Origin of the sequence: Streptomyces sp. NPDC023838 (assembly GCF_040639555.1) — a bacterium.
Taxonomy (GTDB): Bacteria; Actinomycetota; Actinomycetes; order Streptomycetales; family Streptomycetaceae; genus Streptomyces.
This window is the reverse complement of sequence record NZ_JBFAAD010000002.1, coordinates 263,286-280,046: the sequence shown is the minus strand read 5'-3', so window position 1 is coordinate 280,046 and position 16,761 is coordinate 263,286. Positions and strand designations below refer to the sequence as shown.

Below are 16,761 nucleotides of genomic sequence, written 5' to 3'. Positions count from 1 at the left end.
GGAACCGCCCCTTCCGGCGCTGACTGGTCGGATTGACTATACGTCAGTTCTTCTTGCCGAGAAGGTCGTCGACCTTGCCGCGGATCTCGTCCGTGGCCAGGCCCCGGATCGTCAGCGTGGTGCGGCGGCGCAGCACGTCGTCGGCCGTCTCGGCCCACTCGTGGTCGCGCGCGTAGACGACCTGCGCCCAGATCTCCGGCGCGTCCGGGTGGATCCGCTCGGCCAGCGCCGCGTCCTCGTTGGCCAGGCGCGCGATGTCGAAGGAGAGCGAGCCGTAGTGCGTGGCGAGGTGCTTGGCGGTGTCGGCCGCCATGCGCGGGCCGGGCGCCGGGCCGTCCACCATCAGGCGGTGGGCGACGGCGCGCGGGTTGGCTATGCCGGGCAGCGGCAGCTTGCCGGGCAGTTCGGAGATGGGCTCGAAATCGTCACCGAGCGGACGGCCCGGCAGCTGCTCCAGCTTCTTCATCACCGTACGGCCGATGTGGCGGAAGGTCGTCCACTTGCCGCCGGCGACCGACAGCATGCCGCCGCGGCCCTCGGTGACGACCGTCTCGCGCTTGGCCTTGGAGGTGTCGCCGGGACCGCCCGGAAGGACACGCAGACCCGCGAAGGAGTACGTGATCAGATCGCGCGACAGCTGCTGGTCGCGGATGGAGAACGCGGCCTCGTCCAGGATCTGGGCGGTGTCCTTCTCGGTGACCGCGACGTCCGCCGGGTCGCCCTCGAACTCCTCGTCCGTGGTGCCGAGCAGGAGCATGTCCTCCCACGGCAGGGCGAAGGTGATGCGGTACTTGTCGATCGGCGTCGCCAGCGCGGCCTTCCAGGGGGAGGTGCGCTTGAGGACCAGGTGCGCGCCCTTGGACAGCCGGATGGAGGGGGCCGCGTCCGGGTCCTCCATCTTGCGCAGGTGGTCCACCCACGGGCCGGTCGCGTTGAGCACCAGACGGGCGTTGACGCCGAACTCGTCGCCGGAGAGCCGGTCGCGCAGATCGGCACCGGTGACCCGGCCCTTGGTGAAGCGCAGCCCGGTGACCTCGGCGTGGTTGAGCACCGCGGCGCCCGCGTCCACGGCGGCGCGGACCGTCATCAGCGCCATGCGCGCGTCGTTCATCTGGTCGTCGCCGTACACGGCCACGGCCTTCAGGTTGTCCGTGCGCAGCTCCGGCACGTCCTGCGCGGCCTTGGAGGGGGAGAGCAGGTGGCCGACGCCGTCACCGAAGGCGGACAGCGCCGAGTAGGCGAAGACGCCCGCGCCGAGCTTGGCCGCGCCGTGCGGGCCGCCCTTGTAGACGGGCAGGTAGAAGGTGAGCGGGTTGGCGAGGTGCGGTGCCACCTGACGGGACACCGCACGCCGCTCGAAGTGGTTCTCGGCCACCAGCTTCACCGCGCCGGTCTGCAGGTAGCGCAGACCGCCGTGAAGGAGCTTGGAGGAGGCCGAGGAGGTGGCGCCGGCGAAGTCGCCGGCGTCCACCAGGGCCACCCGCAGCCCGGACTGCGCGGCGTGCCAGGCGGTGGAGATGCCCAGGATGCCGCCGCCGATCACCAGGAGGTCGTACGTCGCCTTGGAAAGCTGCTCCCGAGTTTCGGCGCGGCTCTGGGTGGAGCCGGAGGCCGGGTGCGTCCCCAGGGCAGGGACGCTCTGCAGGGTGGTCATGTCGAATTACTCCTCGTCCTCGATCCAGCCCATGGTCCGCTCAACGGCCTTGAGCCAGTTCTTGTACTCGCTGTCACGCTGGTCGGCGTCCATGCGAGGGGTCCATTCCGCCGCCCGGCGCCAGTTGGCGCGCAGCGCGTCGGTGTCCGGCCAGAAGCCGACGGCCAGACCGGCGGCGTAGGCGGCGCCGAGGCAGGTGGTCTCGGCGACCATCGGACGCACCACCGGCGCGTCCAGGAAGTCCGAGAGGGTCTGCATCAGCAGGTTGTTGGAGGTCATGCCGCCGTCGACCTTGAGCGCGGTCAGCTCGACGCCGGAGTCCTTGGTCATGGCGTCGGTGATCTCGCGGGTCTGCCAGGCGGTGGCCTCGAGGACGGCGCGCGCGATGTGCGCCTTGGTGACGTACCGGGTGAGACCGGCGATCACACCGCGGGCGTCGGAGCGCCAGTACGGGGCGAAGAGACCGGAGAAGGCCGGCACGAAGTACGCGCCGCCGTTGTCCTCGACGCTCGACGCGAGCGTCTCGATCTCGGCCGCGGTCTTGATCATGCCCATCTGGTCGCGCATCCACTGGACGAGCGAGCCGGTGACGGCGATCGAGCCCTCGAGGGCGTAGACCGGCTTCTGGTCGCCGATCTGGTAGCCGACGGTGGTCAGCAGGCCGTTGTAGGAGTTGACGGGCTTGTCACCGGTGTTCATCAGCATGAAGGTGCCGGTGCCGTACGTGGACTTGGCCTCGCCCTCCGAGAAGCAGGTCTGGCCGAACAGGGCCGCCTGCTGGTCGCCGAGCGCGGAGGCGACCGGGATGCCGTCCAGGACGCCGCCCTTGGCGTGCCCGTACACCTCGGCGGAGGAGCGGATCTCGGGCAGCACGGCCGCCGGGATGCCCATGGACTGGAGGATCTTCTCGTCCCAGGCCATCTCGTGGAGGTTCATGAGCAGCGTGCGCGAGGCGTTGGTGACGTCCGTGACGTGCACACCGCCGTCGACACCGCCGGTCAGGTTCCAGATGACCCAGGAGTCCATGGTGCCGAAGAGGATGTCGCCGCGCTCGGCGCGCTCGCGCAGGCCCTCGACGTTGTCGAGCAGCCAGCGGACCTTGGGACCGGCGAAGTACGACGCGAGGGGCAGGCCCGTCTCGCGGCGGAAGCGGTCCTGGCCGACGTTGCGGCCGAGCTCCTTGCAGAGCGCGTCAGTGCGGGTGTCCTGCCACACGAGCGCGTTGTGCACGGGCTCGCCGGTGTTCTTGTCCCACAGCAGCGTGGTCTCGCGCTGGTTGGTGATGCCGATCGCCTTGACGTCGGCGGCGGTGATGCCCGCCTTGTCGATGGCGCCCGCCACGACTTCCTGGACGTTGGTCCAGATCTCGGCGGCGTCGTGCTCGACCCAGCCCGGCTTCGGGAAGATCTGCTCGTGTTCCTTCTGGTCGACCGAGACGATCCGGCCGTCCTTGTCGAAGACGATGCAGCGGGACGACGTGGTGCCCTGGTCGATGGCCGCGATGAACGGGCCGTGGCCGTGCGAGGCGGTGGTGTGGGTGTCGCTCACGGGGTTCTCCTGGAGGTCTGAAGGTCTCTGCGGCTCAAAGGCTCAACGGCTCAGGCGAAGGCGAGGTTGTACAGACCGCCCGCGAGGGCGGCACCGGCCAGCGGGCCGACGACCGGCACCCAGGCGTAGGCCCAGTCCGAACCGCCCTTGTTGGGCAGCGGCAGCAGCGAGTGCACGATGCGCGGACCCAGGTCGCGGAACGGGTTGATGGCGTAGCCCGTGGGGCCGCCGAGCGAGAGGCCGAGGCCGACGACGACCAGGGAGGTGATCAGGACACCGATGACGCCGAGGCCCTTGCCGTCGCCGTTGAGGCCCTGCGTGAGGATCGCCAGGACCAGCACGGCCGTACCGATGATCTCGGTGGTGAGGTTCTGTATGGCGTTGCGGATCTCGGGTCCGGTGGAGAAGATCCCGAGCACCGGGCCCGCCTTGGCGGCACCGTTGTGCGGACCCTCGATCGGCTTGGCGGCCTCGTCGACGGGCTTGCCGACGATCTCCGGGTCCGTGAGGTGCGCCTGGAACTGGCCGTAGTAGGCCAGCCAGACCAGCGTGGCGCCGATCATCGCGCCGAGCAGCTGCCCCGCGAGGTAGGTGGGCACGTCGCTCCACTCGGTGCCGCCCTCGATGGCGAGGCCGAGCGTCACCGCCGGGTTGAGGTGCGCACCCGAGAGCGGGGCGGAGATGTAAGCGCCGGTGAGCACCGCGAAGCCCCACCCGAAGGTGATGGCGAGCCAGCCCGCGTTGCGTGCCTTGGAGCTCTTCAGAGTGACGGCGGCGCACACGCCACCGCCGAGCAGGATGAGTACGGCGGTACCAATGATCTCGCCGGTGAAGATGTCGGAGCTGGACACCCGCGACTCCTTTGTCCTTCGTCCAGGGGAAGGCGAACCCCGGGTAACTCCGGTGGTCCGCGCCCTCACGTCGAGGGCTTGGCGGCCCTTGGCGTTGTCACACTCTAACTCGTATTGCCGTTAGGTGTTCGACAATGCCGACCGATGAACGGCAGTGTTGCTCCGGCGTTAAGTCGACGTCAAGGGTTCTGTGGCCGGTATCCCGATCGTTACCAGCAGGTATGTTCCGGCCATATTGATCGAAAACTTCCGGCCAGCATCGGAAACGATCAGAACGGGCCGGGAAGTGGCTGGTCAGGCCCGCGCAGAGGGCGGGCGGCGGGGCCACGAGGGGCCGAGGAGCGGGCCATGACGGGCCCGCGACCGGATCAGAAGCGGCCGGCGCCCAGATCGCGCGAGACCGAGCGGGCGCAGTCGCGCACCGCCGCCACCAGCTCGGAGCGGATCTCGCCCTCCTTGCAGACGCGCTCCACGGCGCCGGTCACCCCGACCGCGCCCACCGGCATCCGCCGCCGGTCGAAGATGGGCGCGGCCACCGAGGCCACCCCGTCCCAGGTCTCCTCCATGTCGCTGGCCCAGCCGCGCGCCCGGGCCAGCTCGAGCACCTCCTCGAAGCCGGTGGCGTCGGTCACCGTGCGGGGCGTGAACGTGGTGCGCTCGCCGTCCACCGCCTCGTTGTGCGCCACCGGGTCGAAGGCCGAGAGGACCTTGCCGAGCGCGGTGGAGTGCAGCGGCTGCATCGCCCCGACCTCAAGGACCTGGCGGCTGTCGTCGGGCCGGAAGACGTGGTGCATGATCAGCACGCCCTGCTGGTGCAGGACGCCCACGTACACGCTCTCGCCGCTGGAGCGGGCCAGGTCGTCCGTCCACACCAGGGCGCGCGCCCGCAGCTCGTGGACGTCCAGATAGCTGTTGCCCAGGCGCAGCAGCTCCGCGCCGAGCTGGTAGCGGCCGGAGGCCGGGTCCTGCTCGACGAACCCCTCCGCCTGGAGGGTGCGCAGGATGCCGTGCGCGGTGCCCTTGGCCAGGCCGAGCGCGGAGGCCACCTCGGACAGGCCGAGCCGCCGCTCGCCGCCCGCGAGCAGCCGCAGCATGGCGGCCGCCCTTTCGAGCGACTGGATGTTCCGCGCCATCGCGCTTCCTCCCACTTCGGAACGTTGAGTTCGACAATGCTGAACAGTATCGGCCGTTGTCGACCCCGTGTCACCGTGATGGACGCACCCCGCCGCCATCCGGCCAGTTCAGATGACAGACGCACCAGAGCCACCCGGTGGTCACCCGGGCGGCCCCCCGCTCAGTCCGCCCCGTGGGACACCAGTGCCCACGCGGCCCGCTCCCGGTTACCCTGACCGGGTGCGGCCTCCCCGAGGACGCCGCAAAGCCGACAGCCGTCGCACTCCAGGGAGCACATCCATGGCCTCGTTGCCTACCCCTTCCGCTGACAGCCGGACCCGCGCCGACGCGCTCCGCGAAGCGCTCGCCACCCGCGTGGTGGTGGCCGACGGAGCCATGGGCACCATGCTCCAGGCCCAGGACCCGACCCTGGAGGACTTCCAGGACCTCGAGGGCTGCAACGAGATCCTCAACATCACCCGGCCCGACATCGTGCGCTCGGTGCACCAGGAGTACTTCGCGGTCGGCGTCGACTGCGTCGAGACCAACACCTTCGGCGCGAACTTCTCGGCCCTCGGTGAGTACGACATCCCCGAGCGGGTGTACGAGCTGTCCGAGGCGGGCGCCCGGATCGCCCGCGAGGTGGCCGACGAGTTCACCGCCTCCACCGGACAGCAGCGCTGGGTGCTCGGCTCCATGGGCCCCGGCACCAAGCTGCCCACCCTCGGCCACGCCCCGTACACCACGCTGCGCGACGCCTACCAGCAGAACGCCGAGGGCATGCTCGCGGGCGGTGCCGACGCGCTCCTGGTGGAGACCACGCAGGACCTGCTCCAGACCAAGGCCGCCATCCTCGGCGCCCAGCGCGCCCTGGACGTGGCCGGCTACCGGGTGCCGATCATCTGCTCGGTCACCGTCGAGACCACCGGCACCATGCTGCTCGGCTCCGAGATCGGCGCCGCGCTCACCGCTCTTGAGCCGCTCGGCATCGACATGATCGGCCTCAACTGCGCCACCGGCCCCGCCGAGATGAGCGAGCACCTGCGCTACCTCGCCCGCAACTCCCGGGTGCCGCTGTCCTGCATGCCCAACGCCGGACTGCCCGTCCTCGGCAAGGACGGCGCGCACTATCCGCTCTCCGCGCCGGAGCTCGCCGACGCCCAGCAGACGTTCGTGCGCGAGTACGGCCTCTCCCTGGTCGGCGGCTGCTGCGGCACCACGCCCGAGCACCTGCGCCAGGTCGTCGAGCGGGTCCGGGGCGTCGCCCCCACCGAGCGCCACCCGCGCCCCGAGCCGGGCGCCGCCTCGCTCTACCAGAGCGTGCCGTTCCGCCAGGACACCTCGTACATGGCGATCGGCGAGCGCACCAACGCCAACGGATCCAAGAAGTTCCGCGAGGCCATGCTGGAGGGCCGCTGGGACGACTGCGTGGAGATGGCCCGCGACCAGATCCGCGAGGGCGCCCACATGCTCGACCTCTGCGTCGACTACGTGGGCCGCGACGGCGTCGCCGACATGGAGGAGCTGGCCGGCCGCTTCGCCACCGCCTCCACCCTGCCGATCGTCCTCGACTCCACCGAGGTCGACGTCCTGAAGGCCGGTCTGGAGAAGCTCGGCGGGCGCGCGGTCATCAACTCCGTCAACTACGAGGACGGCGACGGGCCCGAGTCGCGGTTCGCCAAGGTCACCGAGCTGGCCGTGGAGCACGGCGCGGCGCTGATCGCGCTGACCATCGACGAGGAGGGCCAGGCCCGTACCGTCGAGAACAAGGTCGCCATCGCCGAGCGGCTCATCGACGACCTCACCGGCAACTGGGGCGTGCGCGAGTCCGACATCCTCATCGACGCGCTGACCTTCACCATCTGCACCGGCCAGGAGGAGTCCCGCAAGGACGGCATCGCCACCATCGAGGCGATCCGCGAGCTCAAGCGCCGCCGCCCGGACGTCCAGACCACGCTGGGCCTGTCCAACATCTCCTTCGGCCTCAACCCGGCCGCCCGGGTCGTGCTGAACTCCGTCTTCCTCGACGAGTGTGTCAAGGCGGGCCTGGACTCCGCGATCGTGCACGCCTCCAAGATCCTGCCGATCGCGCGCCTGGAGGAGGAGCAGGTCAAGGTCGCGCTCGACCTGATCTACGACCGGCGCGCCGAGGGGTACGACCCGCTCCAGAGGCTCATGGAGCTCTTCGAGGGTGTCAGCACCAAGTCGATGAAGGCGGGCAAGGCCGAGGAGCTCCTCGCCCTGCCGCTGGAGGAGCGCCTCAAGCGCCGGATCATCGACGGCGAGAAGAACGGCCTGGACACCGACCTCGACGAGGCACTCCAGACCCGCCCCGCCCTCGACATCGTCAACGACACCCTCCTGGAGGGCATGAAGGTCGTCGGTGAGCTCTTCGGCTCCGGCCAGATGCAGCTGCCGTTCGTCCTGCAGTCCGCCGAGGTCATGAAGACGGCCGTGGCCCATCTGGAGCCGCACATGGAGAAGTCCGACGCGGAGGGCAAGGGCACCATCGTGCTCGCCACCGTGCGCGGCGACGTCCACGACATCGGCAAGAACCTCGTCGACATCATCCTCTCCAACAACGGCTACAACGTCGTCAACCTCGGCATCAAGCAGCCCGTCTCCGCGATCCTGGAGGCCGCCGAGGAGCACAGGGCGGACGTCATCGGCATGTCCGGCCTCCTGGTGAAGTCGACCGTGATCATGAAGGAGAACCTGGAGGAGCTCAACCAGCGCAAGATGGCCGCCGACTACCCGGTGATCCTGGGCGGCGCGGCCCTCACGCGCGCGTACGTCGAGCAGGACCTGCACGAGATCTACGAGGGCGAAGTCCGCTACGCCCGCGACGCGTTCGAGGGCCTGCGCCTGATGGACGCGCTCGTCGCGGTCAAGCGCGGGGTGCCCGGCGCGACCCTGCCCGAGCTCAAGCAGCGCCGGGTGCCCAAGCGCGCGGCGGCCCTGCCCGAGGCGGAGGAGCCCGAGGGCTCGGTCCGCTCGGACGTGGCCGTCGACAACCCGATCCCCGAGCCGCCGTTCTGGGGCACCCGGGTGATCAAGGGCATCGGCCTCAAGGAGTACGCCTCCTGGCTCGATGAGGGCGCCCTCTTCAAGGGGCAGTGGGGCCTCAAGCAGAACCGGGCGGGCGACGGGCCGAGCTACGAGGAGCTGGTGGAGAGCGAGGGCCGCCCGCGGCTGCGCGGCTGGCTGGAGCAGCTGCACACCAGGAACCTGCTGGAGGCGGCCGTGGTCCACGGCTACTTCCCGTGCGTCTCCAAGGGCGACGACCTGATCATCCTGAACGAGGACGGCTCGGAGCGCACCCGCTTCACCTTCCCGCGCCAGCGCCGCGGCCGCCGGCTGTGCCTGGCGGACTTCTTCCGCCCGGAGGAGTCCGGCGAGACCGACGTGGTCGGGCTCCAGGTGGTCACGGTCGGCTCGAAGATCGGCGAGGCCACGGCCGAGCTCTTCGAGGCCAACTCCTACCGCGACTACCTCGAACTGCATGGCCTGTCCGTGCAGTTGGCCGAGGCTCTGGCCGAGTACTGGCACGCGCGCGTGCGCAGCGAGCTGGGCTTCGCCGGGGAGGACCCGTCCGACGTGGAGGACATGTTCGCGCTCAAGTACCGCGGCGCGCGCTTCTCGCTCGGCTACGGGGCCTGCCCCGACCTGGAGGACCGCGCCAAGATCGCCGAGCTGCTGCAGCCCGAGCGGATCGGCGTCCACCTCTCCGAGGAGTTCCAGCTCCACCCCGAGCAGTCCACGGACGCCATCGTGATCCACCACCCGGAGGCGAAGTACTTCAACGCCCGATAGCGGGGCTCCGGCCGGCTGCGAGCGGGCCGCCGGGAAACCCACGAGCGTTCCGCCGCACCCGGACGTACACTTGTCGGTCCAGTGCAGGCCGGTTCCCACCCTGGGAACCGGCCTTCTCGTCCCTTCAGGAGGTGTGCCCGGATGACCACCACGGTTCCCGCGCCCGTAACCGGTACGGCCGAAGGCTCCGCGCTCGAAGCCGTCTTCCTCGACATGGACGGCACCCTGGTCGACACCGAGGGGTTCTGGTGGGACGCGGAGGTGGAGGTCTTCGCCGCCCTCGGCCATCCGCTCGACGAGCGCTGGCGCGATGTCGTGGTGGGCGGGCCCATGACCCGCAGCGCCGGGTTCCTCATCGAGGCCACCGGCGCCGACATCACCGTCCCCGAGCTCACGGTGCTGCTCAACGACCGCTTCGAGGCGCGCATCAGCCGCGGGGTCCCGCTGATGCCGGGAGCCGCCCGCCTCCTCGGCGAGCTCGCCGAGCACTCGGTGCCGACCGCCCTGGTCTCGGCCTCCCACCGGCGCATCATCGACCGGGTCCTGCACTCGGTGGGCGCGCGCCACTTCGCGCTCACCGTCGCCGGGGACGAGGTCGGCCGCACCAAGCCGCACCCCGAGCCGTATCTGTTCGCCGCCGCCGGGCTCGGCGCGGACCCCACCAGATGCGCGGTCGTCGAGGACACCGCGACCGGCGTGGCGGCCGCCGAGGCGGCCGGCTGCCGGGTGGTGGCGGTGCCGTCCGTCGCGCCCATCGCGGCCGCCGCGGGCCGGGTCGTCGTGGATTCCCTCGAACAGGTCGACCTGGCTTTTCTGCGGACCCTGATCACGCGGATGAACTGATCCGTTCACACAGCGTGCCACCTGAATGCGGCGCAAACTCATCGCATCCGGCCGTGCATTATCCGTGACCTCGCAAGAGGCCCCGGGCGGCCATCTCGGCAGTTGAATTCACGATGAGCCAAAGCGCGTCACGTGGGTGACGTTCGTCACCTGATCTGCCGTCAGTGACCCCTGTCAAGGGCACCTCCGGGCACTCCGGAGGTGCCCTTCTGTCCTGTTTGGTGATCTCCTGCACGAAAGATTCCGCCGCCGCGATATCGGCGGGCCGCTATTTCCGGCCACCGCGTGGCGTGTGAATGGAGCAGGCCCAGTACGGGCTTTACCGGCAAGCCCACTAATCTCGTCGCGAGAACTTCGCCGCACCCTCAACTGCCCCGGCACCCACCAAGCCGCCGGGCGCGCAGGTCCGATCGTACGTACCGGCCCGATCGCCTCCCCGCCCCGACCGGGCGGCCGCGGCGGAGTCTTCCGTACACCGCTGTACCCCAGTGCCGGACACATAGGGAGAACGTCCAGGATGAACCGCAAGACTTTGGTGCTGCCGGCCGTAGTGGGCCTGCTCGCCCCCGTACTCGCCGCATGTGGCGGCGCGGGAAGTGGGGGCGACGGCGGCAAGGCCATCGTCGTGGGCACCACGGACCAGTTCGTGGTCACCAAGGACGCGCCCGCTCCCTTCGACCCGGCCTACGCGTACGACACCGGCGCCTGGAACGTGCTGCGCCAGACCGTCCAGATGCTGGTCCACGTCCCGCGCGGCGGCGGTCAGCCGGTCCCGGACGCGGCCTCCAGCTGCTCGTTCACCGACAAGGAGAACGAGAGCTACCGCTGCAAGCTGCGCAGCGACATGAAGTTCGCCGACGGCTCCAAGCTGACCGCGGCCGACGTCCACTACTCCATCCAGCGCGTCCTGAACATCAAGGACGGCAACGGTCCCGTCGCGCTCCTCGAGAACATCGACACGATGGAGACCAAGGGCGACGACGAGATCATCTTCCATCTGAAGACCCCGGACGCCACCTTCCCGTACAAGCTCGCGACGCCCGCCGCCGCGATCGTGCAGAAGGACAAGTACCAGCCGAAGAAGCTGCGCGACGGCTTCGAGGTCGACGGCTCCGGCCCGTACACCCTCAAGGCCGAATACAAGGGCGACAAGGTCGTCAAGGCCGTCTTCAGCAAGAACCCCAACTACAAGGGGGACTTGAAGGTCAACAACGACAAGATCGAGCTGCGCTCGTTCGCCGACGCCGACTCCATGGGCGCCGAGCTCGAGTCCGGCAAGATCGACATGATGACGCGCTCCATGTCGCCGGAGCAGATCCAGAAGTACTCGGTCACCCCGCCGAAGAACGTCAACCTGGTCGAGATGCCCGGCCTGGAAATCCGCTACCTGGGCTTCAACACCAACGACCCGTCGGTGAAGAACAAGGCCGTCCGCCAGGCGATGGCCGCCGTCGTGGACCGCGGCGCGCTGGCCTCCAAGGTGTACGGGGCGACCGCCGAGCCGCTCTACTCGCTCATTCCGACCTCGATCGCCGGGCACACCAACTCGTTCTTCAACAAGTACGGCGAGCCCAGCAAGCAGAAGGCCGCGGGCATCCTGAAGGCCGCCGGGGTCTCCACCCCGGTCAAGCTGACGCTCAACTACACGAGCGACCACTACGGCCCGGGCACCGCCAAGGAGTTCTCGATCCTGCGGGACCAGCTGAACGCCACCGGCCTGTTCGCCACCACGCTCAAGGCGACCGACTGGCCCAAGTACCGCCCGGCCCAGAAGGCCGGCGAGTACGCCGTCTACGGCCTCGGCTGGTTCCCCGACTTCCCGGACCCGGACAACTACGTCGCACCGTTCCTCGGCCGCGACAACTTCCTCAACTCGCCGTACTCCAACCTCGAGGTGCGCAACACCCTGATCCCGGAGTCCCGCGTGGCGGCCGACCGCAACCAGGCCTCCAAGCCGTTCGAGAAGATCCAGGACATCGTCGCCAACGACGTCCCCGTACTCCCGCTGTGGCAGGGCAAGCAGTACGTCGCCGCCCGCAGCGAGATCACGGGCACCGAGTGGGCGCTCAACTCCTCCGCCGACCTCCAGCTCTGGGAGCTGGGACGCGGTGTGAAGTAACGCAGGACCCGGCCGCGATTTTCACGTGCCGGCAAGCAATTTCAGTGAGGCCGCGTCCCGCGGGGTGAGCCCCGCCGGGCGCGGCCGAGCAAAGACTGTGAGGCACTTGCACGTGAAGATACGGAACCGATGGCTGACTGCCCCGCTCGCCGCGGGACTGGCAGCCGGTCTCCTCAGCGGCTGCGGCTCGGAGGACGGATCCTCCTCCGGGAGCGGCGCGTCGGTGGTCATGGGGATGTCGGACGACATCCTGGCCACCGACCCGGCCTCCGGCTACGACCCGGGCTCCTGGCTGCTGTTCAACAACGTCTTCCAGTCGCTGCTCAGCTTCCCCAAGGGAAGCTCCACCCCGCAGCCCGAGGCGGCCGAGCGCTGCTCCTTCGACAAGGGCGGCTCCCAGGTCTTCCGCTGCACCCTGCGCTCCGGCCTGAAGTTCTCCAACGGCCATGCGCTGACCTCCGAGGACGTCAAGTTCTCGTTCGAGCGGGTGCTGCGCATCAACGACGCCAACGGGCCCGCGCCGCTGCTCTCCACCCTGGGCAAGATCGACACCCCGGACGCGCAGACCGTCGTCTTCCACCTCAAGGTGCCGGACGCCACCTTCCCCAGCAAGATCGCCTCCGGCGCCGGCTCGATCGTCGACCAGGAGACGTACGCGGCGAACAAGCTGCGCACCGACGGCAAGGCGGTCGGCTCGGGCGTCTACAAGCTCGACGCGTTCGGCGACAAGCAGGTGAGCTTCTCCGTCAACTCCAGCTACCAGGGCAGCGCCAAGGTCAAGAACTCCGGCATGACCATGAAGCTCTTCCACGGCAAGCAGAAGGAGCTGGCCCAGGCGCTGCGCGACGGCGACATCGACCTCGCCTACCGAGGCCTCACCGCCAAGGACATCGCCGACCTCCAGGCCGCCAGCGTGGCCGACAAGAAGGGCGTCAAGGTCGTCGAGGGCACCGGCGCCGAGGTCCAGCACCTGGTCTTCAACATGAACGACCCGGTCGCCGGCAAGCCCGCCGTCCGCAAGGCCATCGCCTACCTCGTCGACCGCGAGGCGCTGGTGCGCGACGTCTACAAGTCGACCGCGACGCCGCTGTATTCGATCGTCCCCTCCGGCATCACCGCCCACAGCACCTCGCTGTTCGACATGTACGGCGGCAGCCCGCAGCCCGCGAAGGCCAAGCAGGTCCTGCACAAGGCGGGCCTCACCGGCAAGGTGAAGCTCACCCTGTGGTCCACGCCCATCCGCTTCGGCCCCGGCACCGACGACGAGATGCGAGCCATCGCCAAGCAGCTCAACGCGAGCGGGCTGTTCGACGCCGACGTGAAGTCCGTCGAGATCAAGCAGTACGAGAGGGACATCGAGGCCGGCAAGTACGGCGTGTACGTGAAGGGCTGGATCCCCGACTACCCGGACCCGGACAACTTCACCTCGCCGTTCTTCGGCAAGGGCAACGTCCTGGCCAACCACTACGTCAACAAGGCGATCACAGACGAGATCATCCCGTCGACGGCCGCCACGGAGGAGCGCTCGGCCACCGAGGCCGAATTCAGCCGCCTCCAGGACCTGGTCGCCACCGACCTGCCGATCCTGCCGCTGTGGCAGGGCAAGCAGTACGCGGTGGCCCGTGAGGGTGTGGCGGGCCTGGAGTGGACCCTGGACCCGTCGACGGTGTTCCGGTTCTGGGAGATCAGCAAGGCATGACGGCCGGGCGCCGGGCGGGCGGAGATCCAGCCCGCCCGGCGCCGCGGAGATCCAGCCCGTGCGGCGCTTGAGGCCCGGGGCCCTGAGCCCTGGGCCCGGGGCCCGGGGCGGAGCCCCACGACCGGGGTACGGGGCGCAGGCCGAGGGTCGCGGGCCCGGCCCCTCTCACCGCGCTCCGGCTACTGCGCTCCGGGCCGCACCAGCCCGCTCTCGTACGCGTACACCGCCGCCTGGACCCGGTCGCGCAGCCCCAGCTTCGTCAGCACATGGCCGACGTGCGTCTTCACCGTCGTCTCGCTGACGAACAGATCCGCGGCGATCTCCGCGTTGGAGAGCCCGCGCGCCACCAGCTTCAGGACCTCGACCTCGCGGTCGGTCAGCGTGTGCAGCGTGTCCGGGACCGGCTCCTCGCCCGAGGGCAGGTGGTCCGCGTACTTGTCGAGCAGTCGGCGGGTGATCGACGGGGCGAGCATCGCCTCGCCCGCCGCGACCACCCGGATCGCCTGCACCAGCTCATTGGCGGGCGCGTCCTTCAGCAGGAAGCCGCTGGCCCCCGCCTTCAGCGCCTCCACCACGTACTCGTCGAGGTCGAACGTGGTCAGCACCAGCACCTTCGCCGGGCCGTCCTTGCCCGGGCCGCTGATCTGCCGGGTCGCCTCCACACCGTCCATCCGGGGCATCCGGATGTCCATCAGCACCACATCGGGCTGGAGCGCCCGCACCTGGTCGAGGGCCTGGAGACCGTCGCCGGCCTCGCCCACCACCGCGATGTCCTGCTCGGCTTCCAGGATCATCCGGAAACCGGTGCGCAGCAGCGGCTGGTCGTCGACCAGTAGGACGCGGATCGCCACGGGAACTCCTCATCAGGATTGCTGGACCGGGTCCATTCTGCCCTGCTCATCCTGTGCCGATCCGGCCGGGAACACCTGCAATGGATAGACCGGGGGAGTCCCCCCGAATTCCGGACAGACCGCCTGGTGGTCGCACCAGCCGCACAGCTTGGTCGGCCGCGGCCGCCATTCGCCCGTCTCCGTGGCCAGCCGGATCGCCTCCCACAGCGCGTGCAGCTTCCGCTCCACCTGCTGCAGATCCGCCTCCACCGGGTCGTACGTCACCACGTCACCGCTGCCCAGGTACACCAGCTGGAGGCGGCGGGGCAGCACGTTCTTCAGCCGCCACACCACCAGCGCGTAGAACTTCATCTGGAACAGGGCGCCCTCCGCGTACTCCGGACGCGGGGCCTTGCCCGTCTTGTAGTCGACGATCCGGACCTCACCGGTCGGTGCCACGTCGACCCGGTCGATCACCCCGCGCAGCCGCAGCCCCGACTCCAGCTCCGTCTCGACGAAGAACTCCCGCTCCACCGGCTCCAGACGCGTCGGATCCTCCAGCGAGAACCACCGCTCCACCAGCCGCTCGGCCTCCCCGAGCCACTTGGCCAGCCGCTCGCCGCCGGTGTCCTCGGCGAACAGCTCCGTCAGCTCCGGCTTCGACTCCAGGAGCCGGTCCCACTGGCCGGGGATCATCGCCTTCGCGCGCGGAGCCGTCCGCTCCGCCGCCGGGTCGTCGAAGAGGCGCTCCAGCACCGCGTGCACCAGCGTGCCGCGCGTCGCCGCCTCGCTCGGCTTCTCGGGGAGCTTGTCGATCACCCGGAACCGGTACAGCAAGGGGCACTGCATGAAGTCGTTCGCGCGCGACGGCGACAACGACACGGGTCGCTGGGCCGCCGCGGCCCCTCCGGTGCTCGTATCCATGACACAGACCCTACGACCCGCCACTGACAGCGAGCGGAATACCATCGACGACGAGCCCCCTCACACTGCATGATCGTGACAGAAGCACCGACGAAGGGACACCGTGGACGAGAGCGGCGACAGCAAAAGGCCGCAGTCCGGCGCGGGAGACGACGGCCCCGGCGCCGCGCCCGGCAACGGCAAGTCGCCCCGTGGACGGGAGCCGGGCGGCGGCCTCCTCATGGGGCGCCCGTTCGGCGTGCCGGTCTACGTCGCACCCAGCTGGTTCCTGGTCGCGGCCCTCATCACCTGGGTCTTCGGCGGCCAGCTCGACCGCGTGCTGCCCGAGCTCGGCGCCGCCCGCTACCTCGTCTCGCTCTTCTTCGCGGTCGCCTTCTACGCCTCGGTGCTGGTCCACGAACTGGCCCACACCGTCGCCGCGCTGCGCTTCAAGCTGCCCGTGCGGCGCATCCAGCTCCAGTTCTTCGGCGGTGTCTCCGAGATCGAGAAGGAGACCGAGACCCCGGGCCGCGAGTTCGTGCTCGCCTTCGTCGGCCCGCTGCTCTCGCTCGTCCTGTCCGGGCTGTTCTACATCGGCATGCAGGCCGTCGAGCCCGGCACCGTCCCCGGCGTCCTGCTCGCCGGGCTGATGGTCTCCAACCTGATCGTGGCGGGCTTCAACCTGCTGCCCGGCCTGCCGCTGGACGGCGGCCGGATGCTCCGCGCCGTCGTGTGGAAGATCACCGGCAGGCCCATGAGCGGCACCGTCGCCGCCGCCTGGGTCGGCCGCGCCCTCGCCGTCACCGTCCTCATCGGCCTCCCGCTGCTCACCCAGACCGGCGTCCTGGGCAACGCGCCCGAAGAGGTCGACGGCATGGACACCGTCACCGACGCGCTGCTCGCCGCGATCCTCGCCGCGATCATCTGGACCGGCGCGGGCAACAGCCTGCGCATGGCCCGGCTGCGCGAGCACCTGCCGGAGCTGCGCGCCCGCAACCTCACCCGCCGGGCCCTCCCCGTCGAGTCGAGCACCCCGCTCTCCGAGGCGCTGCGCCGGGCCAACGAGGCCGGGGCGCGCGCCCTGGTCGTCGTCGACGGCCACGGCGACCCCACCGGCCTGGTCCGCGAGGCCGCCATCGTCGGCGTACCGGAGCACCGCCGCCCCTGGGTGGCGGTCAGCGGGCTCGCCCAGGACCTCACCGACGGCATGCGCGTCCCCGCCGAGCTGGCGGGCGAGCCGCTCCTCGACAGGCTCCGGGCCACCCCCGCCACCGAGTACCTGGTGGTCGAGGAGACCGGCGAGATCTACGGGGTGCTCTCGGCGGCCGACGTCGAGAAGGCCTTCGTGGCGGCGATGGCCCGCCCCACCGCGTAACCGCACCGGCTGC

At 70.0% G+C, this 16,761-nt stretch carries 11 protein-coding genes; 5 read left to right on the top strand and 6 right to left on the bottom strand.

Annotated elements, in window-relative coordinates; translation table 11 throughout:
* Window positions 1-43: 43 nt before the first annotated feature.
* The 4 genes from AB0G17_RS03540 to AB0G17_RS03525 form a co-directional block, all read right to left on the bottom strand.
* Window positions 44-1,654 (bottom strand): glycerol-3-phosphate dehydrogenase/oxidase, encoded by a 1,611-nt coding sequence (locus AB0G17_RS03540; RefSeq protein WP_283144223.1) that lies wholly within the window; start codon window positions 1,652-1,654, stop codon window positions 44-46.
* A gap of 6 nt (window positions 1,655-1,660) precedes the next feature.
* On the bottom strand, window positions 1,661-3,202 hold the full coding sequence (glpK, locus tag AB0G17_RS03535; RefSeq protein ID WP_361375036.1) for a glycerol kinase GlpK: 1,542 nt from the start codon (window positions 3,200-3,202) through the stop codon (window positions 1,661-1,663).
* A gap of 50 nt (window positions 3,203-3,252) precedes the next feature.
* Entirely contained in the window at window positions 3,253-4,053 is an 801-nt protein-coding gene (locus AB0G17_RS03530; protein WP_361375034.1) for an MIP/aquaporin family protein, read from the bottom strand.
* A 368-nt stretch (window positions 4,054-4,421) separates the two neighbouring features.
* Complete coding sequence (locus AB0G17_RS03525; RefSeq protein ID WP_361375032.1) at window positions 4,422-5,186, bottom strand: IclR family transcriptional regulator; 765 nt, start codon at window positions 5,184-5,186, stop codon at window positions 4,422-4,424.
* A 280-nt stretch (window positions 5,187-5,466) separates the two neighbouring features.
* On the opposite strand from AB0G17_RS03525, the gene metH reads away from it, so the two are divergent.
* From metH to AB0G17_RS03505, 4 genes are all read left to right on the top strand, one after another.
* Entirely contained in the window at window positions 5,467-8,979 is a 3,513-nt protein-coding gene (metH, locus tag AB0G17_RS03520; protein ID WP_361375030.1) for a methionine synthase, read from the top strand.
* Between the two features lie 141 nt (window positions 8,980-9,120).
* Window positions 9,121-9,822 carry an HAD family phosphatase gene (locus tag AB0G17_RS03515; RefSeq protein WP_361375028.1) on the top strand — a complete coding sequence of 234 codons (702 nt, stop codon included), beginning with the start codon at window positions 9,121-9,123 and terminating at the stop codon, window positions 9,820-9,822.
* Window positions 9,823-10,339: 517 nt separating this feature from the next.
* On the top strand, window positions 10,340-11,941 hold the full coding sequence (locus AB0G17_RS03510) for an ABC transporter substrate-binding protein (protein ID WP_361375026.1): 1,602 nt from the start codon (window positions 10,340-10,342) through the stop codon (window positions 11,939-11,941).
* A gap of 112 nt (window positions 11,942-12,053) precedes the next feature.
* Window positions 12,054-13,640, top strand: a complete 1,587-nt coding sequence (locus AB0G17_RS03505; RefSeq protein ID WP_361375024.1) for an ABC transporter substrate-binding protein — start codon at window positions 12,054-12,056, stop codon at window positions 13,638-13,640.
* A 179-nt stretch (window positions 13,641-13,819) separates the two neighbouring features.
* Here AB0G17_RS03505 and AB0G17_RS03500 read toward each other — a convergent pair whose 3' ends face one another.
* Window positions 13,820-14,491 carry a response regulator transcription factor gene (locus AB0G17_RS03500; protein WP_053723497.1) on the bottom strand — a complete coding sequence of 224 codons (672 nt, stop codon included), beginning with the start codon at window positions 14,489-14,491 and terminating at the stop codon, window positions 13,820-13,822.
* A 12-nt stretch (window positions 14,492-14,503) separates the two neighbouring features.
* Entirely contained in the window at window positions 14,504-15,394 is an 891-nt protein-coding gene (locus AB0G17_RS03495; RefSeq protein WP_361375022.1) for a RecB family exonuclease, read from the bottom strand.
* A 103-nt stretch (window positions 15,395-15,497) separates the two neighbouring features.
* Between AB0G17_RS03495 and AB0G17_RS03490 the strand changes: the two genes are divergently transcribed.
* The gene (locus AB0G17_RS03490) at window positions 15,498-16,748 is read left to right on the top strand and encodes a site-2 protease family protein (protein WP_361375019.1); all 1,251 of its coding nucleotides are present in this window, start codon (window positions 15,498-15,500) and stop codon (window positions 16,746-16,748) included.
* Window positions 16,749-16,761 lie beyond the last annotated feature (13 nt).

Excerpts from the sequence above, each read along its gene's own strand:
- AB0G17_RS03540 (WP_283144223.1), bottom strand. The coding sequence starts at position 1,654 with ATGACCACCCTGCAGAGCGTCCCTGCCCTGGGGACGCACCCGGCCTCC.
- AB0G17_RS03525 (WP_361375032.1), bottom strand. The coding sequence starts at position 5,186 with ATGGCGCGGAACATCCAGTCGCTCGAAAGGGCGGCCGCCATGCTGCGG.
- metH (WP_361375030.1), top strand. The coding sequence starts at position 5,467 with ATGGCCTCGTTGCCTACCCCTTCCGCTGACAGCCGGACCCGCGCCGAC.
- AB0G17_RS03515 (WP_361375028.1), top strand. The coding sequence starts at position 9,121 with ATGACCACCACGGTTCCCGCGCCCGTAACCGGTACGGCCGAAGGCTCC.
- AB0G17_RS03510 (WP_361375026.1), top strand. The coding sequence starts at position 10,340 with ATGAACCGCAAGACTTTGGTGCTGCCGGCCGTAGTGGGCCTGCTCGCC.
- AB0G17_RS03495 (WP_361375022.1), bottom strand. The coding sequence starts at position 15,394 with ATGGATACGAGCACCGGAGGGGCCGCGGCGGCCCAGCGACCCGTGTCG.